Consider the following 24,973-nt stretch of genomic DNA (forward strand, 5'->3'; position numbering starts at 1 on the left):
CTCGCGGGGAACCCTCGCCGGAGGGGGCCGAACCGGTGACCCGGCTGCTTCGTGACGGTGGCCCGTCCCGTCTCCGGGAGCCCGTTCCCGGGACCCCGGGACGGCTTCAGTGGCAGAGTCTCGCCTCGTGCTCCGCGTGGCCCGCCGGTTCCAGCTGGAAGGTGCAGTGCTCGACGTCGAAGTGGTCGCCGAGGCACCCCTGGAGGTCGTGCAGCATCTTCTCGTGGCCGACGGAGTCCAGTACGTCCTGGGTCACCACGATGTGCGCGGAGAGCACCGGCATACCGGACGTGATTGTCCAGGCGTGCAGATCATGGACCTCCTCCACCCCCGGCAGGGCGACGAGGTGCGCCCGTACCTCGTCCATGTCCACACCCTTGGGGGCCGCCTCCAGCAGGACGTTCAGGGTCTCCCGCAGCAGCTTCACGGTCCGGGGGACGATCATCAGCCCGATCACCAGGGACGCGATCGGGTCGGCGGCCTGCCAGCCGGTGGTGAGGATGATGATGGCGGAGATCAGGACGGCGACCGAGCCGAGCGCGTCGTTCAGCACCTCCAGATAGGCGCCGCGCACATTCAGGCTCTCCTTCTGGCCGCGCATCAGCAGCGACAGGGAGATCACATTGGCGACCAGGCCGACCAGGGCGAAGACGATCGTCAGCCCGCCCCTGGTCTCGGTGGGTGTGATGAACCGCTCCACCGCCTCGAAGAGCACATAGCCGCCGACACCGAGCAGCAGGAGACAGTTGGCGAGCGCGGCGAGTATCTCGGCCCGGGCCAGCCCGAAGGTGCGATTGGTGCTCGGCGGCCGGTTGGCGAAGTGGATGGCGAGCAGCGCCATCGCGAGGCCGATGCCGTCCGTCGCCATATGGGCCGCGTCGGCGACCAGGGCGAGCGAACCGGTGACGATGCCACCGACGATCTCCAGGACCATCACGCCCAGGGTGATCGACAGCGCGACGCGCAGCCGCCCCTTGTACGCCGCGGCGGCCGTGCCCGTCGGCGGCGGTCCGCCGTGGGAATGCCCGTGCGCGTGCCCGTGGTCGTGCCCAGCCCCCATGGCGACTGCCTCCCGGTGGTCGGAATCGATCTCCCGAGACCTCAGTGAACTACGGGTGGGGGGTATGTGGCAACACGGCACTGAACACCGTTGTCATATCGTCTGACCTGCGGAAATGATCCGCAGGTCAGACGGTTGAGGGCCGCCCGGGCGGGCTAAGAAGGCCGATACGGAAGGCCGTACCGGACGGTGTCCGGCACGGCCTTCGGGGCTGTTCGTGTGACGGGCCCGCGCCCTCAGCGTCCTGGTGCCTCCGGGTGCCGCAGGCACCAGCCCTCCCACGCGGACTCGACCATCTCCCGCACTCCGCGCGACGCCGTCCAGCCCAGCTCCTCGCCGATCAGATCGACCGAGGCGACGGCCTGCGCCGCGTCGCCGGGCCGGCGCGGCTCGACCACCGGCTCCCCGCCGTACCCGGTGACCTCACCCACCAGATCGGCCAGCTCGCGCACCGAGACCCCGACCCCCCTGCCGATGTTCAGCGTGAGATCGCCCGCGCCGTCCCGCTCGGCCAGCCGGCGGGCCACCGTGAGATGCGCGTCGGCGAGATCCGCGACATGGATGTAGTCGCGGACGCACGTACCGTCCGGCGTCGGATAGTCGTCGCCGAAGATCCGCGGGGACTCGTCCCGGGTGATCCGGTCGAAGAACATCGGGATGATGTTGAACACCCCGGTGTCCGCCAGATCGGGACGGGCCGCACCCGCCACATTGAAGTAGCGCAGACAGGCCGTCGACAGGGAGTGGGCCCGGCCCGTCGCCCGTACCAGCCACTCCCCGGCGAGCTTGGTCTCGCCGTACGGGTTGATCGGCACACAGGGGGCCGACTCCGGGATCACGGGGAGGTCGGGAACCCCGTAGACCGCCGCCGACGAGGAGAAGAGGAACCGGGGCACCCCGGCCTTCACCACCGATTCCAGCAGCACGGTCAGCCCGTGCACATTCTCCCTGTAGTAGTGCAGCGGCTGCTCGACCGACTGCCCGACCTGCTTCTTCGCCGCGAGATGAACAACACCTGTGATGCCGTGCTCGGCGATGGTGTGATCCACCACATCGCGGTCCAGGACCGCCCCCCGTACAAGCGGAACTTCCCCGGGCAGCCTCTCGACAACCCCCGACGACAGGTCGTCGAGGACGACGACCCGCTCCCCCGCCTCCGTCATGGCCCGCGCCACGTGCGCGCCGATGTATCCCGCTCCACCTGTGATCAGCCAAGTCATGGCCGCCAGCCTAAGGGCTGTCCCGTGATCTCCGGGCGCGCGCGACGACCACGGGACAGCCCTTGGCGCTGTGGCCGGAAGCGTTCAGGGCTCGCCGGCACCCCGCGCGGTTCCGCCGGGTCCGGCGGGGCCCGGGAGGCGTCCCCTCGCCGGGTTGCCGGACCGCGCGGGTACGGCGAGTGCGGACTGCGGGTCTCCGCCTTGTGCCGGACCGCACCGAGTGCCGGGGGTCACGGGCGAACCTTCCCGGCCACAGCTGTCCGGAGCCCGGGCCGCCGCGTCCGGCCGGCTCGCGAGCGCATCACCGCGGGTTCTCCCGCAGGCCGGCCCGCCACGGTCCCGGGTCCGCCCCGCCCGTCGTCCCCGGCCCGCCCGTCGTCCCGGGTCCGCCCCGCCGTGGTCCCCGCCCTACGCCGTTCCCCTATATCTCTTTTATCCGTCCTGTACCCGGCGACCTCCGTGTACGGGTCCGGGTGCCCCCGGTGGCGGCCCGGCTCCCGGCTCCGGGCGCGGTTTGTGGGCCGGGCGTCCGATCGACGATGATGATCTCCGGGCGGGGGCCTCCCGGGCGTCCCGCCGTGTCGAGCGGGCCGTGAACTGCCGGTGAGCGACCGCCTGAACACATCCGATAGCCTCTGCCGACGAGCCGCCGCCCGTGCACCGGGCCGAGCCGCCGCGCATCCGCACCCTCGGTTCCAAGGAGTGAGTTCGTCTGTCGACCGCCATCCTCACCGGTCCGCCCGTGCCCGGTTCGTCGCTCGAGGGCGATCTGCGGTCGCTGGGCTTCGACGTACGGGTTTCTCCGGGTACGGAGGAGACCGCCGCGCTGCTCGCCTCCGTCCCGGCCACCGATCGCGTCGCCGTGGTCGACACCCGTTTCGTCGGGCATGTCCACTCGCTGCGTCTGGGCCTCACGGACCCGCGCTTCCCGGCCGCCGCGATCCCCGGCGCGCTGACGGCGCAGCCCGGGGCACGCGGAGCACTCACGCGCGCCCTCACGGGCTCTCTGGCCGAAAACCCGCTCTCCGCCCCCGTGTCCCGCGCCGGGGGCGACGGCGCCCTGGAGACCTCCCCGCGCTCCGGCACCCTTCAGGCGCCCCTCCCGGACCGGCTCGCCGAGGCGCTCGTCGCCGACGGCACCGCCGTACACCGCCCCGAGCTGGGATCCCTCGTCGCCACCGTGCCCGAGGACCCCCAGGGGCGCAACGAGGCCCGCCAGGCCGTCGCCGCCGTGGACGACGAGGCCGTACGGCTGCGCTCCGCGGTCAAGGCCCGGGACGGCTTCTTCACCACGTTCTGCATCAGCCCCTACTCGCGCTATCTCGCCCGCTGGTGCGCGCGCCGGGGGCTCACCCCCAACCAGGTCACCACCGCGTCCCTGGTCACCGCGCTGATCGCGGCGGCGGCCGCCGCCACCGGCACCCGCGGCGGATTCATCGCCGCCGGAGCGCTGCTCCTCCTCTCCTTCGTGCTGGACTGCACCGACGGCCAGCTCGCCCGCTACTCCCTCCAGTACTCCACGATGGGCGCCTGGCTCGACGCCACGTTCGACCGCGCCAAGGAGTACGCCTACTACGCGGGGCTCGCCCTCGGCGCCGCCCGCGGCGGGGACGATGTGTGGGCGCTCGCCCTCGCGGCGATGGTCCTCCAGACCTGCCGTCATGTCGTGGACTTCTCCTTCAACGAGGCCAACCACGACGCGGTGTCCAACACCAGCCCCACCGCCGCCCTCTCCGACCGGCTCGACAGCGTCGGCTGGACCGTGTGGGTCCGCCGGATGATCGTGCTCCCGATCGGCGAGCGGTGGGCCATGATCGCCGTGCTGACCGCCGTCACCACCCCCCGGATCGTCTTCTACGCCCTGCTGGCCGGCTGCTCGTTCGCCGCCTGCTACACCACCGCCGGCCGGCTGCTGCGCTCCCTGACGCGCAAGGCGAGCAGGACCGAGCGCGCCACCCGCGCGCTGGCGGATCTCGCCGACTCCGGCCCCCTCGCCGAGGCCGTCGCCCGCGCGGGACGGCGGCTGGTGCGTGCCCTGCCCGCGATGGCCCCGCCGGTGATCGCCCTCCTCGGGGGCGCGGCCCTGGTCACCACCGCCGCGCTCGCCGAGCACGGCTCGTACGCGCCCGTCGCCGCGGCCGTCCTCTATGTGATCACCTCCGGTCTGGCCGTCGCCCGCCCGCTGGGGGGCCCGCTCGACTGGCTGGTCCCCCCGGTGTTCCGGGCCGCCGAGTACGGTGCCGTCCTGGCGTTCGCCGTCCGCGCTGATACGGCGGGGGCCCTGCCCGCGGCCTTCGGCCTGGTGGCGGCCGTCGCCTACCATCACTACGACACGGTGTACCGCATTCGCGGCGGCACGGGCGCGCCGCCGCGCGCCCTGGTGCGTGCCATCGGCGGGCACGAGGGCCGGATCCTGGCCGTCGCGCTGCTGGCCGCCCTGGTCACCGCCGAGGACTTCACCATCGCGCTGACGGCACTCGCCCTCGCCGTCGCACTCGTGGTGCTGGTGGAGAGCATCCGCTTCTGGGTGTCCTCCGCAGCACCCGCCGTACATGACGAAGGAGAACCCGCATGATCGGCCTCGTACTGGCAGCCGGTGCCGGACGGCGTCTTCGCCCCTACACCGACACGCTTCCGAAGGCCCTCGTGCCCGTCGGCCCCGAGCAGGACGGTTCCGCCAAGACGGTTCTCGACCTCACCCTCGCCAACTTCGCCGAGATCGGTCTCACCGAGGCCGCGATCGTCGTCGGCTACCGCAAGGAGGCCGTCCGCGAACGGCAGGCGGCGCTGGAGTCCGCGTACGGCGTCAGACTCACCCTCGTCGAGAACGACAAGGCCGAGGAGTGGAACAACGCCTACTCCCTGTGGTGCGCCCGTGACGTCCTGCGCGAGGGCGTCATCCTCGCCAACGGCGACACCGTCCACCCCGTCTCCGTTGAGCGCACCCTGCTGGACGCCCGCGGCGGCGGACGGAAGATCATCCTCGCCCTCGACACGGTCAAGCGCCTCGCCGACGAGGAGATGAAGGTCGTCGCCGAGGACGGCGGGGGAGTGCGCCGGATCACCAAGCTGATGGACCCGGCGACCGCGACCGGTGAGTACATCGGCGTCACCCTGATCGAGCCCGAGGCCGCCGCCGACCTCGCCGACGCGCTCAGGACCACGTTCGAGCGCGACCCCGACCTCTACTACGAGGACGGCTACCAGGAACTGGTGAACCGCGGCTTCACCATCGACGTGGCCCCCATCGGGGATGTGAAGTGGGTGGAGATCGACAACCACGACGACCTCGCGAAGGGCCGTGAGATCGCGTGCCAGTACTGACCCGGCTCATTCCGTCGCCCGTCGTCGTCGACATCAGGCCGGGAGCGCTGAACGATCTGGCGGCCATCCTCGCCGACCAGCGCATCTCCACCTCCGGCAAGCTCGCCGTCGCCATCAGCGGCGGCTCCGGCCGCGCGCTGCGCGACCGGCTCGACCCGGCCCTGCCCGGCGCCGACTGGTACGAGGTCAACGGCGGCACCATCGACGCCGCCGTGGAGCTGGCCGACTCCATCAAGGGCAAGCGCTACGACGCCGTCGTGGGCCTCGGCGGCGGCAAGATCCTCGATGTGGCGAAGTACGCGGCGGCCCGGGTGGGCCTGCCGATGGTCTCCGTGGCCACCAACCTCGCGCACGACGGCATCTGTTCGCCGGTGGCGACGCTCGACAACGACAACGGCCGCGGCTCCTACGGCCTGCCCACCCCGATCGCCATGGTCATCGATCTCGACGTGATCAGGGACGCCCCGCCCCGCTTCATCCGCTCCGGCATCGGCGACACGATCTCCAATCTCTCCGCGATCGCGGACTGGGAACTCTCCCACGGCGTCAACGGCGAACCGGTCGACGGACTGGCCGCCGCCATGGCCCGTACGGCGGGCGAGTCCGTACTGCGCCACCCGGCGGGCATCGGCGACGACGAGTTCCTCACGGTTCTCGCCGAGGCCCTCGTCCTCACCGGTATCGCCATGTCGATCAGCGGGGACACCCGGCCCTCGTCCGGGGCCTGTCACGAGATCAGCCACGCCTTCGACCTGCTGTATCCGCAGCGCGCCGCGAGCCACGGCGAACAGGTCGGCCTCGGCGCGGCCTTCGCCATGTATCTGCGCGGAGCGCATGAGCAGTCGGGTCTCTTCGCCGAGGTACTGCGCAGGCACGGACTCCCGGTGCTGCCCGAGGAAATCGGGTTCGGCGCCGATGAGTTCGTCCGGGCGGTCCAGTACGCGCCGCAGACCAGACCGGGCCGCTTCACCATCCTCGAGCACCTTGACCTCACCACCGATCAGATCAGGGACGCGTACGCCGACTATGCCAAGACCATCCGTAGCTGAACTCCGCCCGGTCGTTCACCCGGAGGGAGTGAAGGACCGGAGAAGCGGCGAGCACTGGGCCGGACGTCTGTACATGCGGGAGATCTCGCTGCACATCGATCCGTATCTGGTGAACACCAGGATCACGCCCAACCAGCTGACCTATCTCATGGTCGTGGTGGGTGTGATCGGCGGCGCCACCCTGCTGATCCCCGGGCTGACCGGAGCGATCGTCACCGTGGTGCTGTTCCAGATCTATCTGCTGCTCGACTGTGTGGACGGCGAGGTCGCCCGCTGGCGCAAGCAGACGTCGATCACCGGTGTCTATCTCGACCGGATCGGCCACTATCTGTGCGAGGCGGCCCTGCTGGTCGGCTTCGGCGTCCGCGGGGCCGATGTCTTCGGCGGCGGACGGGCCGAGTGGCTGTGGGCGTTCCTCGGCACGGTCGCCGCGCTCGGCGCGATCCTGATCAAGGCCGAGACCGATCTGGTCGATGTGGCACGCCAGCGCAGCGGGCTGCCCGCTGTCAAGGACGAGGCGTCCGTGCCCCGGTCCTCCGGTCTGGCGCTCGCCCGCCGCGCCGCCGCCGCCCTCAAGTTCCACCGGCTCGTCGGCGGTATCGAGGCCAGTCTGTTCATCCTGGTGGCGGCCGTCCTCGACACGGTCCGGGGCGATCTGTTCTTCACCCGCCTCGGGATCGCGATCCTCGCCGGTATCGCCGTCGTCCAGACGCTGCTGCACCTCGTGTCCATCCTCGCCTCCAGCAGGCTCAGATGACGGCCGGTCTCAAGCTCGGCGCGGTCGTCCTGACGATGGGCGACCGCCCCGGCGATCTGCGCGCGCTGCTGGAGTCGGTCGCCCGGCAGAAGGGCGATCCGATCGAGGTCGTCGTGGTCGGCAACGGCGCGCCCGTCACCGGAGTCGGGGACTTCCCGGACGTGCGCACCGTGGAGCTGCCGGAGAACCTCGGCATTCCCGGCGGGCGCAATGTCGGCATCGAGGCGTTCGGCCCCGGCGGCTCCGAGGTCGACGCGCTGCTGTTCCTCGACGACGACGGGCTGCTGCCCAACTCCGACACGGCCGAACTGGTGCGCGAGGCCCTCACCGCCGATCCCCGGCTCGGGATCATCAGCTTCCGGATCGCCGACCCCGAGACCGGGCTCACCCAGCGCCGCCATGTGCCGAGGCTGCGGGCCTCCGACCCGATGCGCTCCTCACGGGTCACGACCTTCCTCGGGGGCGCCAACGCCGTCCGCACCCGGCTGCTCGCCGAGGTCGGAGCGCTGCCCGGCGAGTTCTTCTACGCCCATGAGGAGACCGATCTCGCCTGGCGGGCGCTGGACGCGGGGTGGATGATCGACTACCGCTCCGACATGGTGCTGTTCCACCCGAGGACGCCTCCCTCCCGGCACGCGGTCTACCACCGGATGGTGGCCCGCAACCGGGTCTGGCTGGCCCGGCGGAATCTGCCCGCGCCCCTGGTCCCGCTGTATCTCGGCGTCTGGGTGCTGCTGACCCTCGCCCGGCGGCCGTCGGCCCCGGCCCTGAGGGCATGGCTGGGCGGATTCACCGAGGGCTGGCGCAAACCCTGTGGTCCGCGCCGGCCCATGAAGTGGCGTACCGTGTGGCGGCTCACCCGACTGGGCCGTCCTCCCGTGATCTGACAAGCTTGGGCCCTGAGAGCTTCGGGCGCGACCGGGAATCCGGCGGCGCCCGCGGCCGCGCCCCCTCTGCCGCGCATCTCGAAGACGAAAGTTTCCACTTGTGAGTGACACAACCCAAGACGGTGCGGTCACGACGACCGCACGGCCGTCCGCCGACGACTCACTGTCCCCGGCGCAGCTCGCCGCCAAGTACGGTCTGGCGGTCAGCGGTGCCCGCCCGGGGCTGGTGCAGTACGTCAGGCAACTGTGGGGCCGGCGCCACTTCATCCTCGCGTTCTCGCAGGCCAAGCTGACGGCCCAGTACAGCCAGGCGAAGCTCGGCCAGCTGTGGCAGGTGGTCACGCCCCTGCTCAACGCGGCCGTGTACTACTTCATCTTCGGGCTGATCCTGAACTCCGGAAGGGGCATGAGCAAGGAGGTCTTCATCCCCTTCCTCGTGACCGGCGTCTTCGTCTTCACCTTCACCCAGAGCTCGGTGATGGCCGGGGTCCGGTCGATCTCGGGCAATCTCGGTCTGGTGCGCGCGCTGCACTTCCCCCGGGCGTCCCTGCCCATCTCGCTGGCGCTCCAGCAGCTCCAGCAGCTGCTGTTCTCCATGATCGTCCTGGTGCTGATCGCCATCGGCTTCGGCAGCTATCCGCAGCTGTCGTGGCTGCTGATCGTGCCCGCGCTCGTCCTCCAGTTCGGGTTCAACACCGGTCTCGCGCTGATCATGGCCCGCCTCGGCAGCAAGACCCCGGACCTCGCCCAGCTGATGCCGTTCATCATGCGGACGTGGATGTACGCGTCCGGTGTGATGTTCTCCATCCCGGTGATGCTCAAGGACAAGCCCGGCTGGATCGCCGACATCCTCCAGTGGAACCCGGCCGCGGTCTATATGGACCTCGTCCGCTTCGCCCTGATCGACGGGTACGGCTCCGAGAACCTGCCCCCGCACATCTGGGCCTTCGCGCTGGGCTGGGCGATTCTGTTCGGCGTCTTCGGCTTCGTGTACTTCTGGAAGGCCGAGGAGCGCTACGGCCGTGGCTGAGGACACCGACCCCGGACGGGTTCCCACCGTCATCGCCGACGATGTCCACATCGTCTACCGGGTCCGCGGCGCGGCCGGCGGCAAGGGCAGCGCCACCGCGGCCCTCAGCCGGATCGTCAAGCGGCGCAAGGGGGGCGAGCAGCGCGGTGTCCGTACCGTGCACGCGGTGCGGGGTGTCAGCTTCACCGCCCACCGCGGCGAGGCGATCGGCCTGATCGGGACCAACGGCTCCGGCAAGTCGACCCTGCTGCGGGCCATAGCGGGGCTGCTGCCCACGGAGAAGGGCAAGGTCTACACGGACGGCCAGCCCTCGCTGCTCGGTGTGAACGCCGCGCTGATGGGCGATCTGACCGGTGAGCGCAATGTGGTCCTCGGCGGCCTCGCGATGGGCATGTCACGCGAGGAGATCCGCGACCGCTACCAGGGGATCGTCGACTTCTCCGGCATCAACGAGAAGGGCGACTTCATCACCCTGCCCATGCGGACCTACTCCTCGGGCATGGGCGCGCGTCTGAGATTCGCCATCGCGGCGGCCAAGGATCACGACGTGCTGATGATCGACGAGGCGCTGGCGACGGGGGACCGCAAGTTCCAGATCCGTTCCGAGCAGCGGATCCGCGAGCTGCGCAAGCACGCGGGCACGGTCTTCCTGGTCAGTCACAGCCTCGGCTCGATCCGGGACACCTGCGACCGTGTCCTGTGGCTGGAGAAGGGCGTCCTGATGATGGACGGCCCCACGGCCGACGTCCTGAAGGCGTACGAGGCGGAGACCCGCAAGTAGAACGGGACCGGCACCCCGTGACCGCAGGGGGACGACACGGCCCGAGCGGGTCCGGCCCCGATCAAGACCCCCGCCGTGACATCCGGACGGGGGTCTTCCTGCGTCTTGCCAGTCGACGGCGACGCCCCCGGGCCGCTACCGGCACGCTCGTCCGGAGCGTCGGCGTCCCGTCAAGTCCGAGGCCCCGAGGGAAGGTTGACCTCTGATGCGATGTTCTTGTAATGACCGGAACACCCCTGCGTATCAGTGGGCGTTGTACAACGTAAGCTGTACGGATGCTGAATCACGGCAACTGGGGCGATACCCCCTCGGCACCCTGTCCGCGGGGCGGTCACCGATCAGTCGGGAATACCGGCGGCGTGTCCGAAATAGGATGGATTGGATCGGCAGTGTAGAACGGGAGATGTGACGGCAATGATCGAAAATCTCCAGCTCCGCGAGGCTTTCGCCGTCCCCGCACCAGGCAGCCCCGTATGACCGGCACCCGACAACAGCGCACGGCCTCCCCGGCGGACCCCGCGCGCGTCACCCTCGACAAGGCCGCGCACGAGAACTTCCCCGTGGCCCCGTTCTTCCTGCCCCGGGCATGGCGCGACGACCTCATGGCCCTGTACGGCTACGCCCGGCTCGTCGACGACATCGGCGACGGGGATCTCGCGCCCGGCGGCGCGGACGCCCGGTGGCTCGGTGCCGACCCCGCCGACGCGGACGACCGCCTCGCCCTGCTCGACGCCTTCGAAACCGATCTGGGGCGCGTCTTCGGCCCCGCGCAGGAGCCGCCGCGCCATCCGCTGCTGCGCGCCCTCGTCCCGGTCGTGCGCCGGCGTTCGCTCACCCCCGGGCCGTTCACCGCCCTGATCGGGGCGAACCGCCAGGACCAGCTGGTGCGGCGGTACGAGACCTACGGGGAACTTGCGGCCTACTGCGAACTGTCCGCCAACCCCGTGGGGCAGCTGGTGCTCCAGGTCACGGGGACCGCCACCCCCGAGCGGCTGCGCCGCTCCGACGCCGTGTGCACCGCCCTGCAGATCATCGAGCACCTCCAGGACGTGACCGAGGATCTCACCCGCGACCGGATCTATCTGCCCGCCGAGGACATGCGGCGGTTCCATGTCACCGAGGACGATCTCCGGGCACCCTCCGGGGGTGCCTCGGTGCGTGCCCTGATCGCCTTCGAGGCCGACCGGGCCCGCCGGCTGCTGGACGAGGGGCTGCCTCTCGTGGGCAGCGTCCACGGCAGGCTGCGGCTGCTGCTCGCCGGTTTCACGGGTGGCGGGTACGCCGCCCTCGCCGCGATCACCGCCGCCGGACACGACGTACTGCCCGGACCGCCCAAACCCGCCAAGGCGACGCTGCTGCGTGAAGTGGCGGCCGTCTTGCGAAGAGCGCGTAGAGAGGGGTGAGCCGGACGATGGAGGGACCCCCCACCGTATCGGCCCCGGTGCAGGCCGCTTACAGCTACTGCGAGGCCGTCACCGGCCGGCAGGCACGTAACTTCGCCTACGGCATCAGACTGCTGCCGACCGACAAACGGCACGCCATGTCGGCGCTGTACGCGTTCTCGCGGCGCGTCGACGACATCGGCGACGGCCCGCTGGCGGCGGACGCCAAGCGCGAGAGGCTGGAGGCCACCCGCGAACTGCTGGAGCGCGTACGCGGGAACGCCGTCGCCGAGGACGACACCGATCCCGTGGCCGTCGCCCTGGCGGACGCGTCCCGGCGCTTCCCGATCCCGATCGAGGGACTCGACGAACTCATCGACGGCGTCCTGATGGACGTACACGGCGAGACATACGAGACCTGGGACGACCTCAAGGTGTACTGCCGGTGTGTCGCGGGTGCGATCGGGCGGCTCTCGCTCGGCGTGTTCGGCACCCAGGACGGCGCGCGCGGCACCGAGCGCGCCGCCGAGTACGCCGACACCCTCGGACTCGCCCTGCAACTCACCAACATCCTCAGGGACGTTCGCGAGGACGCCGCCAACGGGCGGACCTATCTGCCCGCCGACGACCTCGCCAAGTTCGGCTGCTCCGCGGGCTTCCACTCCGCGACCCCGCCGTCGGGCTCCGACTTCACCGGGCTCGTCCACTTCGAAGTGCGCCGCGCCCGCGCGCTCTTCGCCGAGGGCTACCGGCTGCTGCCCATGCTCGACCGCCGCAGCGGTGCCTGTGTCGCGGCCATGGCCGGGATCTACCGCCGGCTCCTCGACCGCATCGAACGCGACCCCGAGGCGGTGCTGCGCGGCCGGGTCTCGCTGCCCGGCCGGGAGAAGGCGTACGTCGCCGTGCGCGGCCTCTCCGGCCTCGACGCCCGGCACATCACCCGGCAGTCCCCCCGGGGGCGTGGCTGATGACCCGGATCTCCAGGTGTCACCCGATGCCGTATCCGTACACAATTGACCGGGACGCAACCGTATCCACCGACACGGCGTCCCAGAACCCGACGGCCCGAGGGGAGGTCGCATGACGGACGACGACATGCGGTCCCGGCACGCGGTGGTGGTCGGCGGCGGCCTCGCCGGAGTCACCACCGCGCTCCAGCTCGCCGACGCGGGGGTCGGCGTCACCCTCGTCGAAGGCCGCCCGCGACTGGGCGGCCTCGCCTTCTCCTTCCAGCGCGGCGACCTCACCGTCGACAACGGACAGCACGTCTATCTGCGCTGCTGCACCGCCTACCGCTGGTTCCTGGAGCGGGTCGGCGGTGCCGCTCTCGCCCCCGTGCAGGAACGGTTGGACGTGCCCGTGCTCGACATCGGGCGCCCCGGCCGGCCCCGGCTCGGACGGCTCCGCCGCACCGCGCTGCCCGTACCGCTCCACCTCGCGGCCTCCCTCGCCGGCTATCCGCATCTCTCGCTCGCCGAGCGGGCGTCCGTCTCCCGGGCCGCCCTGGCGCTCGGCAGGCTCGACCCCGCCGACCCCGCGCTCGACGGCATCGACTTCGCGACCTGGCTCCGCCGTCAGGGGCAGTCGCCGCGCACCATCGAGGCCCTGTGGGACCTCGTCGGCGTGGCGACCCTGAACGCCGGCGCGCCCGACGTCTCCATGGCCCTGGCCGCCATGGTCTTCAAGACCGGGCTGCTCTCCGAGCCCGGGGCCGCCGACATCGGCTGGGCCCGGGTCCCGCTCGGCGAACTCCACGACACCCTCGCCCGCAAGGCCCTGGACGCCGCGGGGGTCCGCACCGAGATCTCCACGCGGGTCCGCGGGATCGTCCGCGCGGACCACGGGCGCTGGCGCGTCGAGACCGGCGGCGCGCCGCTGGAGGCGGACACCGTCGTCCTCGCCACCGCACAGCGCGAGACCCGTGCCCTGCTGCCCGACGGAGCGCTGGACGCGCCCGACCGGCTCCTGGAGATCGGCACCGCGCCGATCCTCAACGTCCATGTCCTCTACGACCGCAAGGTGCTGCGCCGGCCGTTCTTCGCCGCGCTCGGCACTCCCGTCCAGTGGGTCTTCGACCGCACCGAGGCGTCCGGGCTCGGCGAGGGCCAGTATCTGGCCGTCTCCCAGTCCGCCGCCCAGCAGGAGATCGACGCGCCGGTGGCCGAGCTGCGCAAGCGGTATCTGCCCGAGCTGGAACGGCTGTTGCCACCCGCCCGGCAGGCGCGGGTGCGCGACTTCTTCGTCACCAGGGAGCGGACGGCCACCTTCGCGCCCGCTCCCGGCGTCGGCAGGCTCCGCCCCGGGGCCCGCACCCGCGCGCCGGGCCTGTACCTTGCGGGCGCGTGGACCGCCACCGGCTGGCCCGCGACCATGGAGGGTGCGGTACGCAGCGGGTTCACCGCCGCGGCCGCCGCGCTCCAAGCCCTCGGCCGTCCCCATGAACACCCTCTCAAGGAGGCGGCGTGAGCCCACGTACCGGAGTAACCGGAGCAACCGAAACCAGGGGAGAGACCGTGCCGACTGTGCCTTCGGCGAGCCCGCCGGACGACAACGCGGGGAGCGTGGACGTCACCGCGCTGCTGGAGCGCGCGCGGGCCATGTCGGCACCGGTGCTGCGTGCCGCCGTCGACCGCCTCGCCCCTCCCATGGACACCGTCGCCGCCTACCACTTCGGCTGGATCGACGCCGAGGGCCGGCCGGCCGCGGGCGACGGCGGAAAGGCCGTACGGCCCGCGCTCGCGCTGCTGTCCGCCGAGGCCGCCGGAGCCGCGCCCGAGGCGGGTGTCCCCGGCGCCGTCGCCGTGGAGCTGGTGCACAACTTCTCGCTGCTGCACGACGACCTGATGGACGGCGACGAGCAGCGCCGCCACCGCGACACCGTATGGAAGGTGCACGGGCCCGCCCAGGCCATCCTCGTCGGTGACGCGCTGTTCGCGCTGGCCAACGAGGTCCTGCTGGAGCTCGGCACCGTCGAGGCGGGCCGCGCCACCCGCCGGCTGACCACCGCCACCCGCAAGCTGATCGACGGCCAGGCCCAGGACATCTCCTACGAGCACCGTGAGCGGGTCACCGTCGAGGAGTGCCTGGAGATGGAGGGCAACAAGACGGGCGCGCTGCTCGCCTGCGCCGTCTCCATCGGCGCCGTCCTCGGCGGGGCGGACGACCGCACGGCCGACACGCTGGAGAAGTACGGCTACCACCTCGGCCTCGCCTTCCAGGCCGTGGACGATCTGCTCGGCATCTGGGGCGACCCGGTCGCCACCGGCAAGCAGACCTGGAGCGATCTGCGCCAGCGCAAGAAGTCCCTTCCGGTCGTCGCCGCGCTCGCCGCGGGGGGACCGGCCTCAGAGCGTCTCGGGGAGCTGCTCGCGGCCGATGCCAAGAGCAACGACTTCGACAGCTTCTCCGAGGAGGAGTTCGCCACCAGGGCGGCCCTCATCGAGCGGGCGGGCGGGCGCGAGTGGACCTCCCAGGAGGCCCGCCGCCAGCACACCGTCGCCATCGAGGCCCTGAACGGCATCGACATGCCGGCCCTGGTCCGGGCGCAACTGGTCGCGCTCGCCGACTTCGTCGTCGTACGGAAGCGATGACGTCCCACCCCCGCCAACCGATCCCCACGAGAGAGATGATCGCTATCGCGTCCACCGACATACCCATCGCAGTCGCCGGCCGGTGACCGGATAACCGTTTCACCAGCCGACGGAGACCCCAGCACAGCAGAGCACGCCTTACTGCACCGAAGGGGAAGCCATGACAGCGACGACCGACGGAAGCAGCGGGCCCGTCCGGGCCCGCGCCGCCTCGGCCAGTGAGACCACATCGATCCCAACCCCCGTCAGAAGCAGTTCCGCGAGCGATCCGCCCGAGATCGCACGGCGGGCCGCCGAACGATCCGTCGAGTATCTGCTCGGCAAACAAGACGCCCAGGGCTGGTGGAAGGGCGACCTGGAAACCAATGTGACCATGGACGCCGAGGACCTGCTGCTCCGTGAGTTCCTCGGTATCCGCGACACCCGCACCACCGACGCGGCGGCCCGCTTCATCCGTGGGCGGCAGCGTGACGACGGCACCTGGGCCACCTTCTACGGCGGCCCCGGCGAGATCTCCACCACCATCGAGGCGTATGTCGCGCTCCGACTGGCCGGCGACCGCCCCGACGAGCCCCATATGGCCCGTGCCTCCGCGTGGATCCGGGAGCAGGGCGGCATGGCGGCGAGCCGGGTCTTCACCCGGATCTGGCTCGCGCTGTTCGGCTGGTGGAAGTGGGAGGACCTCCCCGAGGTGCCGCCCGAGCTGATCTTCCTGCCCAGGTGGTTCCCGCTCAACATCTACGACTTCGGCTGCTGGGCCCGCCAGACCATCGTGCCGCTCACCGTGGTCTCCGCGAAGCGGCCGGTACGGCCCGCGCCCTTCGCCCTCGACGAACTGCACACCGACCCCCGGGTGCCCAACCCGCCGAGGGCGATGGCTCCCGCGATGAGCTGGGACGGCTTCTTCCAGCGGGCGGACAAAGCGCTGCGCCTCTACCACCGCGTCGCGCCCCGGCGGGTGCGCAAGGTCGCGATGAACGCCGCCGCCCGGTGGATCGTCGAGCGCCAGGAGAGCGACGGCTGCTGGGGAGGCATCCAGCCGCCCGCCGTCTACTCGATCATCGCCCTGCATCTGCTGGGCTACGACCTCGGCCACCCGGTCATGCGGGCCGGGCTGGAGTCGCTGGACCGCTTCGCCATCTGGAGCGAGGACGGTCCCGGCGGCGCCCCCGTCCGGATGATCGAGGCCTGTCAGTCGCCCGTCTGGGACACCTGCCTCGCCACGGTCGCGCTTGCCGACGCGGGCGTCCCCGCGGATCACCCGGCGCTGGTCAGGGCCGCGGACTGGATGCTCGGCGAGGAGATCGTCCGGCCGGGCGACTGGGCCGTACGCAGGCCCGGTCTCGCACCCGGCGGCTGGGCGTTCGAGTTCCACAACGACAACTACCCCGACATCGACGACACCGCCGAGGTGATCCTCGCACTGCGCAGGGTGCGCCATCCCGACCCGGCCCGGGTGGACGCCGCCGTGGCGCGCGGCGGGCGCTGGACGCTCGGCATGCAGTCCCGCAACGGCGCCTGGGGAGCGTTCGACGCCGACAACACCAGCCCGTTCCCCAACCGGCTGCCGTTCTGCGACTTCGGCAAGGTCGTCGACCCGCCCTCGGCGGACGTCACCGCCCATGTGGTGGAGATGCTCGCCCACGAGGGACGGGCCCACCACCCGTCCGCCCGGCGCGGTATCGAGTGGCTCCTCGCCGAACAGGAGCCCAACGGCGCCTGGTTCGGCCGCTGGGGCGTGAACTATCTGTACGGAACGGGTTCGGTGCTCCCGGCGCTCACCGCCGCCGGTGTGCCCGCCTCCCACCCCGCGATCCGCCGTGCGGTCCGCTGGCTGGAGACCGTACAGAACCCGGACGGGGGCTGGGGCGAGGACCTGCGCTCGTACAGCCAGGACGAGTGGATCGGCCAGGGCGCCTCCACCGCCTCCCAGACCGCCTGGGCACTTCTCGCGCTGCTCGCGGCGGGGGAGCGGGAGAGCAAGTCGGTGGAGCGGGGTGTCGCCTGGCTGGCCGAGACCCAGTGCGCCGACGGGTCCTGGGACGAGCCGCAGTTCACCGGCACGGGCTTCCCCTGGGACTTCTCCATCAACTACCACCTCTACCGGCAGGTCTTCCCCCTCACCGCGCTCGGCCGCTATGTGTACGGAGAACCCACCGTCGCCCGCCGCGGCAAGGGGGGCTGATGGAGGCATCCCCGGGGCCGCCGGGCCCCCGTGCGCCGCTGCTGATCGCCTGTGCGCTCGGCATCGAGAGACTCGCCCTGCGCGGCGGTGACCACAGCGGCGCGCGGGGTCCGGTGACCGTGCTCCGCACCGGCATGGGCCCGCGGAACGCGGAACGAGCCGTGCGAGGTGCCCTGGGCACAAGCCCGCTGCGGGACGCGGCGGTCGTCGCGTCGGGTTTCTGCGCCGGACTCGCCCCCGGAATGCACCCCGGGGATCTGGTGGTCGCGGGCGAGACCCGGGTGGACGGCTCCGCCACGGTCTGCCCGGGTACCCGGGCGCTGATCGAAGCCGTCGCCCGGGCCGTGCCCGGCCGTACGGTGCACACCGGCCCGCTCATCGGCTCGGACCATGTGGTCCGCGGCCCCGAGCGGGCGCGGCTGCGGGCCACCGGAGCCGTCGCGGTCGACATGGAGTCGGCCGCCACGCTCCGCGCCGCGCTGGAGACCGGGCCCCGCCCGGTTGCGGCCGTCCGAGTGGTCGTGGACGCTCCTGAGCATGAACTCGTCCGTATCGGCACAGTGCGCGGTGGAATATCGGCCTTCCGTGTTCTTCGTGCCGTACTACCCGCTTTTCATGAATGGCACCGTTCTTTGCTGCTCCCCAGGAGGTGAGCTAGATGGCCATGCCGCTCCGTCAGACCATCCGGGTCGGGACCTACCTCTTTGAACAGAAGCTCCGCAAGCGTGAGAAGTTCCCGCTCATCGTCGAGCTGGAACCGCTCTTCGCCTGCAATCTCAAGTGCGAGGGCTGTGGCAAGATCCAGCACCCGGCCGGGGTGCTGAAGCAGCGTATGCCGGTGGCGCAGGCGGTGGGCGCCGTACTGGAGTCCGGCGCGCCGATGGTCTCCATCGCCGGCGGAGAGCCGCTGATGCACCCTCAGATCGATGAGATCGTGCGCCAGTTGGTGGCCAGGAAGAAGTACGTCTTCCTCTGCACCAATGCCATGCTGCTCCGAAAGAAGATCGAGAAATTCACCCCGTCTCCGTACTTCGCCTTCGCCGTCCACATCGACGGCCTCAGGGAGCGGCACGACGAATCGGTCGCCAAGGAGGGGGTGTTCGACGAGGCCGTCGCGGCGATCAAGGAGGCCCAGCGCCGCGGCTTCCGGGTCACCACCAACTCGACCTTCTTCAACACGGACACCCCGCAGACCGTCATCGAGGTACTGAACTACCTCAATGACGACCTGAAGGTGGACGAGATGATGATCTCGCCCGCGTACGCCTATGAGAAGGCGCCCGACCAGGAGCACTTCCTCGGTGTGGAGCAGACCCGCGAGCTGTTCAAGAAGTCCTTCGCGGGCGGCAACCGGCGGCGCTGGCGGCTCAACCACTCGCCGCTCTTCCTGGACTTCCTGGAGGGCAAGGCGGACTTCCCCTGCACGGCCTGGGCGATCCCCAACTACTCGCTCTTCGGCTGGCAGCGCCCCTGCTATCTGATGAGCGACGGTTACGTCCCGACCTACCGCCAGCTCATCGAGGAGACGGACTGGGACAAGTACGGCCGGGGCAAGGATCCGCGCTGCGCCAACTGCATGGCGCACTGCGGCTACGAGCCCACTGCCGTCCTCGCCACCATGGGCTCCCTCAAGGAGTCCATCAGGGCGGCACGGGAGACCGTCACGGGAAACCGCGGGTGATGTGATGCCGGCCGGCGGGCCCGGGCGACGGAGCTCCCCGGGGATCCCCGGAGCCCGGCCCCGGCCGACCCCGATGCGCCGCACATCGCGGCGCATCGGGGTCGGGCCGGCGGGCGTGGGCGACGGATCCCGGTGAAGGGGTGATCAGTACGGTGCCGGAGCCGGGGACCCTCTCCGGCGAGGTCGCGGGCATCGCCGAACAGATGGAGAAGGACGGGGTGACGCCGGGACAGCCCGCCGTCACCGTGAGCTGAACCGCAGGGCAAGCGAAGGGGGACCGAACGTGACGATTCTGGAGACCATCCGGGGCCCGCGCGACCTCAAGGCGCTGACCGGCCCCGAACTCGGTGAACTCGCCGGGGAGATCAGAGAGTTCCTGATCCACGCGGTGGCCAGAACAGGTGGGCATCTGGGCCCCAATCTGGGCGTGGTCGAGCTGACCATCGCCCTCCACCGGGTCTTCGAGTCCCCGAGGGACAAGATCCTGTGGGACACGGGCCACCAGAGCTATGTGCACAAGCTGCTCACCGGCCGCCAGGACTTCTCCAAACTGCGGGGCAAGGGCGGGCTCTCCGGCTACCCGTCCCGTGAGGAGTCCGAGCACGACATCATCGAGAACTCCCACGCCTCGACCGTCCTCGGCTGGGCCGACGGGATCGCCAAGGCGAACGAGGTCCTGAGGAAGGACGACCACGTCGTCGCGGTCATCGGCGACGGCGCGCTCACCGGCGGTATGGCCTGGGAGGCGCTGAACAACATCGCCGCCGCCAAGGACCGCCCGCTGGTGATCGTCGTCAACGACAACGAGCGCTCCTACGCCCCGACCATCGGCGGTCTCGCCAACCACCTCGCCACCCTCCGTACCACCGACGGCTACGAGCAGTTCCTCGCCTGGGGCAAGGAGGTCCTGGGCCGTACCCCGGTCGTCGGAAAGCCGCTGTACGAAACCCTCCACGGCGCCAAGAAGGGCTTCAAGGACGCCTTCGCGCCCCAGGGCATGTTCGAGGACCTCGGCCTCAAGTACGTCGGCCCGATCGACGGCCATGACACCGCCGCCGTCGAATCCGCGCTGCGCCGGGCCAAGCGGTTCCACGGCCCGGTCGTGGTCCACTGCCTCACCGAGAAGGGCCGCGGCTATCAGCCCGCCCTTGAGGACGAGGCCGACCGCTTCCACACCGTCGGGGTGATGGACCCGCTGACCTGTGCACCCCTGATCCCGGCGGGCGGCCCCTCATGGACGGCCGTCTTCGGGGAGGAGATCGCCGACATCGGCGCCGAGCGGCCCGACGTCGTCGCCGTCACCGCCGCCATGCTGCACCCCGTCGGCCTCACCCGGTTCGCCGAACGCTTCCCCGACCGTGTCTGGGACGTCGGCATCGCCGAGCAGCACGCCGCGGTCTGTGCCGCCGGGCTCGCCACCGCGGGACTCCATCCGGTCGTCGCCGTGTACGCGACCTTCCTCAACCGCGCCTTCGACCAGCTGCTGATGGATGTCGCCCTCCACGGGTGCGGGGTGACCTTCGTCCTGGACCGCGCGGGCGTCACCGGCACCGACGGGCCTTCCCACAACGGTATGTGGGACCTGTCGATCCTCCAGGTCGTCCCCGGGCTGCGCATCGCCGCGCCGCGGGACGCCGAGCGGCTGCGCGAGGAACTGCGGGAAGCCGTCGACGTGGACGACGCGCCGACCGTGCTGCGCTTCCCCAAGGAGTCCGTGGGCCCGCCGATCGACGCCATCGGCCGGATCGGCGGGATGGACCTCCTGCACCGCGCCCCCGACCCCGGGGTCCTGCTGGTCTCGGTCGGCGCGCTGGCGCCGGTCTGCCTCCAGACGGCCGAACTGCTGGAGGCACGCGGAATCCCCTGTACCGTCGTCGACCCCCGCTGGGTCAAGCCGGTCGACGAACAGCTCGCACCGCTGGCCGCCCCGCACCGGCTGGTCGCGGTGGTGGAGGACAACAGCCGTAACGGGGGCGTCGGTTCGGCGGTCGCCCAGGCATTGCGCGACGCGGGCGTCGACGTTCCGGTGCGGACGTTCGGCATTCCCGAGCAGTTCCTCGCGCACGCCAAACGCGCTGAGGTGCTCGCCGACATCGGTCTCACCCCGGTGGAGATCGCGGGACGGATCAGTGCCGCCATGGCAGTCAAGGAGAGCTGAGGAATGACCGAGCCGCCCACGGACCCCTCGGGATCCCCCAGTGCGCCGAAGGGTTTCGACCTGGCGGGACTGCTAGCCGAGCGCGGGGCCGAGCGCTATGAGCTGCATGCCCGGTATCTGAACCACCAGCTGCCCCGCATGCTGCACACGATCGGCTTCGACAAGGTCTACGAGAGGGCCGAGGGCGCCTACTTCTGGGACGCGGACGGCAACGACTATCTCGATATGCTCGCGGGCTTCGGGGTGATGGGACTGGGCCGGCACCACCCCGTCGTACGCGAGGCGCTGCACGATGTCCTCGACGCCTCGCTCGCCGACCTCACCCGCTTCGACTGCCAGCCGCTGCCGGGGCTGCTGGCCGAGAAGCTGCTCGCGCACAGCCCGCACCTCGACCGGGTGTTCTTCGGCAACAGCGGTACGGAGGCGGTCGAGACCGCGCTGAAGTTCGCCCGGTACGCCACCGGCCGGCCGAGGATCCTCTACTGCGACCACGCCTTCCACGGGCTGACCACCGGATCGCTCTCCGTCAACGGCGAGACGGGCTTCCGGGACGGGTTCGCGCCGCTGCTGCCCGACACCGCCATCGCCCTCGGCGATCTCGCAGCCCTGGAGCGCGAGCTGAAGCGCGGCGATGTGGCGGCCCTGGTGGTGGAACCGGTCCAGGGCAAGGGCGTCCATGAGTCCCCGCCCGGTTTTCTGCCCGCCGCGCAGCAACTGCTGCACCGCCACAAGGCCCTGCTGATCGCCGACGAGGTGCAGACCGGGCTCGGCCGGACAGGTGACTTCTACGCGTACCAGCACGAGGACGGTGTGGAGCCCGATCTGGTCTGTGTGGCGAAGGCGCTGTCGGGCGGCTATGTACCCGTCGGGGCGACGCTCGGCAGGGACTGGATCTTCAAGAAGGTCTACTCGTCCATGGACCGGGTCCTCGTCCACTCGGCGAGCTTCGGCTCCAACGCCCAGGCGATGGCCGCCGGGCTCGCGGTGCTCTCCGTGATCGAGGACGAACAGATCGTGGCGGGCGCCCGGAGGACGGGTGAGCTGCTGCGCGACCGGCTGGCCGCACTCGTCGACCGCTATGAGTTCCTGTCCGAGGTACGGGGGCGGGGGCTGATGATCGGCATCGAGTTCGGCCGGCCCGAGTCGCTGCGGCTGCGGAGCCGCTGGACCATGCTCCAGGCCGCCCGGAAGGGGCTCTTCGCGCAGATGGTCGTGGTGCCGTTGCTGGAGAAGCACCGGATCCTCACCCAGGTCTCCGGCGACCATCTGGAAGTGATCAAGCTGATTCCGCCGCTGACGATCGGCGAACGCGAGGTGGACCGGTTCGTCACAGCCTTCACCGCGGTCATGGACGACGCCCACGCCGGCGGGGGACTGATGTGGGACTTCGGCAGGACACTGGTCAAACAGGCCGTTGCCCACCGCTGAGCCCCCCGGACGGCTCCCACCCGCTGAGCCCCCCGGACGGCTCCCGTTCGGGCTCCCGGCGGAATAGATTTTGCCTCTGGGGCAAGAAATTTGCCTCAGGGGCATTTTCCTGGCGCAATGGTCTTATGCAGAGTCCTCCCGGGGGCCACCCCCCGGAGCCCCGTTCTCCTGCCGGAGAAGCGCCCGTGGAGCTGCCCGACGTGGCACCCCGGCTGCGCGATCTGCGCCGCCGCCGCGGCCTCACACTGGAAGCCGCCGCACTGCGCGCCGGACTCTCACCCGCGCATCTCTCCCGGCTGGAGACCGGACGCCGGCAGCCCTCGCTGCCGATGCTGCTCAGTCTCGCCAGGATCTACGGTACGACAGTCGCCGAGCTGCTGGGTGAGCTGGCGCCCGAGCACGACCCCGTGATCCGGGCCGGCAGCCGCGAGCCCTCCGAGGCCGACGGCTGGACCTACCACCAGGTAGGCGGCCCCGGCCGGGCCATGCAGGCGCTCCGGCTGATCGTCCCGTACGGCGCCCAGGGCGATCTCGTCCGGGTCCACCCCGGCGAGGAGTGGCTCCATGTCCTCGACGGAAGGGTCCGGCTCAGCCTCGGCGAGACCGTGCACGAACTCGGGCCCGGGGACAGCGCGCACTACGACTCGCTCACCCCGCACCGCATCGCGGCGGCCACCCGCGACGGCGCCGAGATGCTGTTCGTCCACACTCTGATCCAGAGCCCCGACATCCATCCCCATATCTGACCGGCCGCGCGCGGCCGGACTTCCCCCGGCCGCGGTTCAGCGGGGTCGGAGCAGGCCCGGGACCCGGAGTGCGGACCGTCACCATCCACAGTCACAGATCGAGTGAAGAGAGGCCGACGATGTCGGAATCACCTGTTGTACCGGAAGGCTCCGGCTTCGCCGAAGGGCGGAAGAACGGAGAGGTGGAGAAGGAGAAGGAAGGACGGTTCCCCCGCGGAATCTGGATCCGCCTCCTCGCCTACCTGGTGGTGGGCCATGTGCTCGCCGGATTCCTCTACCTGCTCTTCGAGGTCGGCGCCAAGTAGCGGACCGCCCCGTTCACCCTCGTAGGACGCTCATCCCTCGTCGAGGAGGCGCGCCCGCAGCCGCTCGCGCGTCTCCGGGGCCACGCGCAGCCCGTCACCGAGATAGCGCTCGGTGGTGCCCCAGGTCGCCTCGATCGCGTCGAAGGCGGAGTGGAGGTACTCCCGGCGAGCGTCGAAGAGGGGCCTGAGCAGCTCCATCACCTCGGGCGACATCCCGGCCGGGGAGTTGTCCTTGCGCCGGACCAGATAGCGGCGGTGAGGGTCGTTGGACTTCAGATAGTCCGCCTCGATCGCCTCCCGCTCCACACCGACCGCGAGCAGCGACACGGCGATGGACAGCCCCGCGCGGTCCTTGCCCGCGGCGCAGTGCATCAGCGCGGGCACACTGTCCTCGGCCAGCGCGTGCAGAATCCTGCTGTGCTCGCCGGTGCGCTGGGTGATCATCACGCGGTACGACTCGGACATCCGGTCGGCCGCCTTCCCGTCCGCCAGGATCGTCCGCAGCTGGTCGAGGTCACCCTCGCGGACCATCGTCCAGAACTCCGCGCCGTCGGCCGGATCGCTGAGCGGCAGATTCAGGTTCCGTACGCCCGGCAGTGCCACGTCCGGGCCCTCCAGCCGCATATCGGCGGCATTGCGGAAGTCGAAGATCGTGTGCAGCCCCAGCCCGGAGAGGAAGGACGCGTCACTCGCCGTCGCGTCGGCGAGATGACCGCTGCGGAAGAGCCGCCCGTGCCGCACCGTCCTGCCGTCCACGGTCGGGAGCCCGCCGACATCGCGGAAATTGCGTACCCCGGTCAGTTCCGGCTCGGTCGACGGGACCTGCGGCAGCTGCTGCGTCACAAAGGCTCCTGAGGGTCACTGCCGTCGGCGCCGGTCGCCGACTGTGGCGTGTTCTCGACGATACGACATGGGTTCTTCGGGCAATTACTTTGTCCTTCCTGGTGGGAGCGTGCCCGGTGCCTTGATCCATGTCCGATGCTGAGTGATTATGTTGAATTGTATTGATTTCTGGGCTGTGGGGGCGGTGGTGCTCGGTCGGGGGTCGGGTCCGGGGGTCGCGGCCGGGCTCGTGGCGGCCCTCTCTATCGGTCACAGGGCGGCCGTGCCGTTGCCGGCGGGTCGTGGGCCGGAGGGTGGGTCGTGGCGGGCCCCTGGGGTGTGAGCCCGCGGTGGCGATGGGTGTCCCGCTCCGGGGCCGGACATCGCCCCGGGGTGGTCGGGGGTTCGCTGCTTTCCGAAGTGCGTGTTCCCGTGGTGAAGTTCGGATGGCGAACTGGAGGAGGAGTTCTCCTGGTGGGGGAATGGGCCGTTCTGGCCGACGCCTCTGCCGCAGGTGAATGCCCTTCAGGCGCCGCGTCATGGGAGCCGGATGGGCTGGCGCGGAAAA

The 24,973-nt window shown here is 70.8% G+C and carries 21 protein-coding genes; 18 read left to right on the forward strand and 3 right to left on the reverse strand.

The window, feature by feature from the left end; translation table 11 throughout:
* Nucleotides 1-106: 106 nt before the first annotated feature.
* Together ACIBCM_RS04270 and galE are read right to left on the reverse strand one after the other, a co-directional pair.
* Complete coding sequence (locus tag ACIBCM_RS04270) at nucleotides 107-1,060, reverse strand: cation diffusion facilitator family transporter (RefSeq protein ID WP_399240021.1); 954 nt, start codon at nucleotides 1,058-1,060, stop codon at nucleotides 107-109.
* A gap of 236 nt (nucleotides 1,061-1,296) precedes the next feature.
* Nucleotides 1,297-2,280, reverse strand: a complete 984-nt coding sequence (gene galE / locus ACIBCM_RS04275) for a UDP-glucose 4-epimerase GalE (protein WP_399240023.1) — start codon at nucleotides 2,278-2,280, stop codon at nucleotides 1,297-1,299.
* A 712-nt stretch (nucleotides 2,281-2,992) separates the two neighbouring features.
* Here galE and ACIBCM_RS04280 point away from each other — a divergent pair.
* From ACIBCM_RS04280 to ACIBCM_RS04365, 18 genes are all read left to right on the forward strand, one after another.
* Nucleotides 2,993-4,855 (forward strand): DUF5941 domain-containing protein, encoded by a 1,863-nt coding sequence (locus tag ACIBCM_RS04280; protein WP_399240788.1) that lies wholly within the window; start codon nucleotides 2,993-2,995, stop codon nucleotides 4,853-4,855.
* Nucleotides 4,852-5,604 carry a sugar phosphate nucleotidyltransferase gene (locus tag ACIBCM_RS04285; protein ID WP_399240025.1) on the forward strand — a complete coding sequence of 251 codons (753 nt, stop codon included), beginning with the start codon at nucleotides 4,852-4,854 and terminating at the stop codon, nucleotides 5,602-5,604. The genes ACIBCM_RS04280 and ACIBCM_RS04285 overlap by 4 nt, the downstream gene beginning before the upstream one ends.
* Nucleotides 5,592-6,653: an iron-containing alcohol dehydrogenase family protein gene (locus ACIBCM_RS04290; protein ID WP_399240027.1), complete on the forward strand. Its 1,062-nt coding sequence runs from the start codon at nucleotides 5,592-5,594 to the stop codon at nucleotides 6,651-6,653. The genes ACIBCM_RS04285 and ACIBCM_RS04290 overlap by 13 nt, the downstream gene beginning before the upstream one ends.
* Entirely contained in the window at nucleotides 6,631-7,410 is a 780-nt protein-coding gene (locus tag ACIBCM_RS04295) for a CDP-alcohol phosphatidyltransferase family protein (protein ID WP_399240029.1), read from the forward strand. The genes ACIBCM_RS04290 and ACIBCM_RS04295 overlap by 23 nt, the downstream gene beginning before the upstream one ends.
* The gene (locus tag ACIBCM_RS04300; RefSeq protein WP_399240031.1) at nucleotides 7,407-8,297 is read left to right on the forward strand and encodes a glycosyltransferase family 2 protein; all 891 of its coding nucleotides are present in this window, start codon (nucleotides 7,407-7,409) and stop codon (nucleotides 8,295-8,297) included. The genes ACIBCM_RS04295 and ACIBCM_RS04300 overlap by 4 nt, the downstream gene beginning before the upstream one ends.
* Nucleotides 8,298-8,397: 100 nt before the next feature.
* A complete protein-coding gene (locus tag ACIBCM_RS04305; protein ID WP_399240033.1) occupies nucleotides 8,398-9,327 on the forward strand; it encodes an ABC transporter permease in 930 nt (309 codons plus the stop codon).
* Nucleotides 9,320-10,108 carry an ABC transporter ATP-binding protein gene (locus tag ACIBCM_RS04310; RefSeq protein ID WP_399240035.1) on the forward strand — a complete coding sequence of 263 codons (789 nt, stop codon included), beginning with the start codon at nucleotides 9,320-9,322 and terminating at the stop codon, nucleotides 10,106-10,108. The genes ACIBCM_RS04305 and ACIBCM_RS04310 overlap by 8 nt, the downstream gene beginning before the upstream one ends.
* Before the next feature lie 473 nt (nucleotides 10,109-10,581).
* Nucleotides 10,582-11,511, forward strand: coding sequence for a squalene synthase HpnC (gene hpnC / locus ACIBCM_RS04315; protein ID WP_399240037.1), 930 nt, complete (start codon nucleotides 10,582-10,584; stop codon nucleotides 11,509-11,511).
* Between the two features lie 8 nt (nucleotides 11,512-11,519).
* Nucleotides 11,520-12,458 (forward strand): presqualene diphosphate synthase HpnD, encoded by a 939-nt coding sequence (gene hpnD, locus ACIBCM_RS04320; protein WP_399240039.1) that lies wholly within the window; start codon nucleotides 11,520-11,522, stop codon nucleotides 12,456-12,458.
* A 112-nt stretch (nucleotides 12,459-12,570) separates the two neighbouring features.
* On the forward strand, nucleotides 12,571-13,956 hold the full coding sequence (gene hpnE / locus ACIBCM_RS04325) for a hydroxysqualene dehydroxylase HpnE (RefSeq protein WP_399240041.1): 1,386 nt from the start codon (nucleotides 12,571-12,573) through the stop codon (nucleotides 13,954-13,956).
* A 47-nt stretch (nucleotides 13,957-14,003) separates the two neighbouring features.
* Nucleotides 14,004-15,080 (forward strand): polyprenyl synthetase family protein, encoded by a 1,077-nt coding sequence (locus tag ACIBCM_RS04330; protein WP_399240043.1) that lies wholly within the window; start codon nucleotides 14,004-14,006, stop codon nucleotides 15,078-15,080.
* Nucleotides 15,081-15,240: 160 nt separating this feature from the next.
* Nucleotides 15,241-17,265, forward strand: coding sequence for a squalene--hopene cyclase (gene shc, locus ACIBCM_RS04335; protein ID WP_399240045.1), 2,025 nt, complete (start codon nucleotides 15,241-15,243; stop codon nucleotides 17,263-17,265).
* Nucleotides 17,265-17,918: a 1-hydroxy-2-methyl-2-butenyl 4-diphosphate reductase gene (locus ACIBCM_RS04340; protein ID WP_399240047.1), complete on the forward strand. Its 654-nt coding sequence runs from the start codon at nucleotides 17,265-17,267 to the stop codon at nucleotides 17,916-17,918. The genes shc and ACIBCM_RS04340 overlap by 1 nt, the downstream gene beginning before the upstream one ends.
* A 5-nt stretch (nucleotides 17,919-17,923) precedes the next feature.
* The gene (gene hpnH, locus ACIBCM_RS04345; RefSeq protein ID WP_399240049.1) at nucleotides 17,924-18,946 is read left to right on the forward strand and encodes an adenosyl-hopene transferase HpnH; all 1,023 of its coding nucleotides are present in this window, start codon (nucleotides 17,924-17,926) and stop codon (nucleotides 18,944-18,946) included.
* A gap of 283 nt (nucleotides 18,947-19,229) precedes the next feature.
* Complete coding sequence (gene dxs, locus ACIBCM_RS04350; RefSeq protein ID WP_399240051.1) at nucleotides 19,230-21,104, forward strand: 1-deoxy-D-xylulose-5-phosphate synthase; 1,875 nt, start codon at nucleotides 19,230-19,232, stop codon at nucleotides 21,102-21,104.
* 3 nt (nucleotides 21,105-21,107) lie between these two features.
* Entirely contained in the window at nucleotides 21,108-22,532 is a 1,425-nt protein-coding gene (locus tag ACIBCM_RS04355) for an aspartate aminotransferase family protein (RefSeq protein ID WP_399240053.1), read from the forward strand.
* A gap of 125 nt (nucleotides 22,533-22,657) precedes the next feature.
* Nucleotides 22,658-23,278 carry a helix-turn-helix domain-containing protein gene (locus ACIBCM_RS04360; RefSeq protein ID WP_399240055.1) on the forward strand — a complete coding sequence of 207 codons (621 nt, stop codon included), beginning with the start codon at nucleotides 22,658-22,660 and terminating at the stop codon, nucleotides 23,276-23,278.
* Nucleotides 23,279-23,397: 119 nt separating this feature from the next.
* Nucleotides 23,398-23,583 carry a DUF6126 family protein gene (locus ACIBCM_RS04365; protein ID WP_399240057.1) on the forward strand — a complete coding sequence of 62 codons (186 nt, stop codon included), beginning with the start codon at nucleotides 23,398-23,400 and terminating at the stop codon, nucleotides 23,581-23,583.
* Between the two features lie 30 nt (nucleotides 23,584-23,613).
* On the opposite strand, the gene ACIBCM_RS04370 is transcribed toward ACIBCM_RS04365, so the two are convergent.
* Nucleotides 23,614-24,426, reverse strand: a complete 813-nt coding sequence (locus tag ACIBCM_RS04370; RefSeq protein WP_399240059.1) for a tyrosine-protein phosphatase — start codon at nucleotides 24,424-24,426, stop codon at nucleotides 23,614-23,616.
* Nucleotides 24,427-24,973 lie beyond the last annotated feature (547 nt).

Source organism: Streptomyces sp. NPDC051018 (assembly GCF_044456085.1).
Lineage (GTDB): Bacteria > Actinomycetota > Actinomycetes > Streptomycetales > Streptomycetaceae > Streptomyces.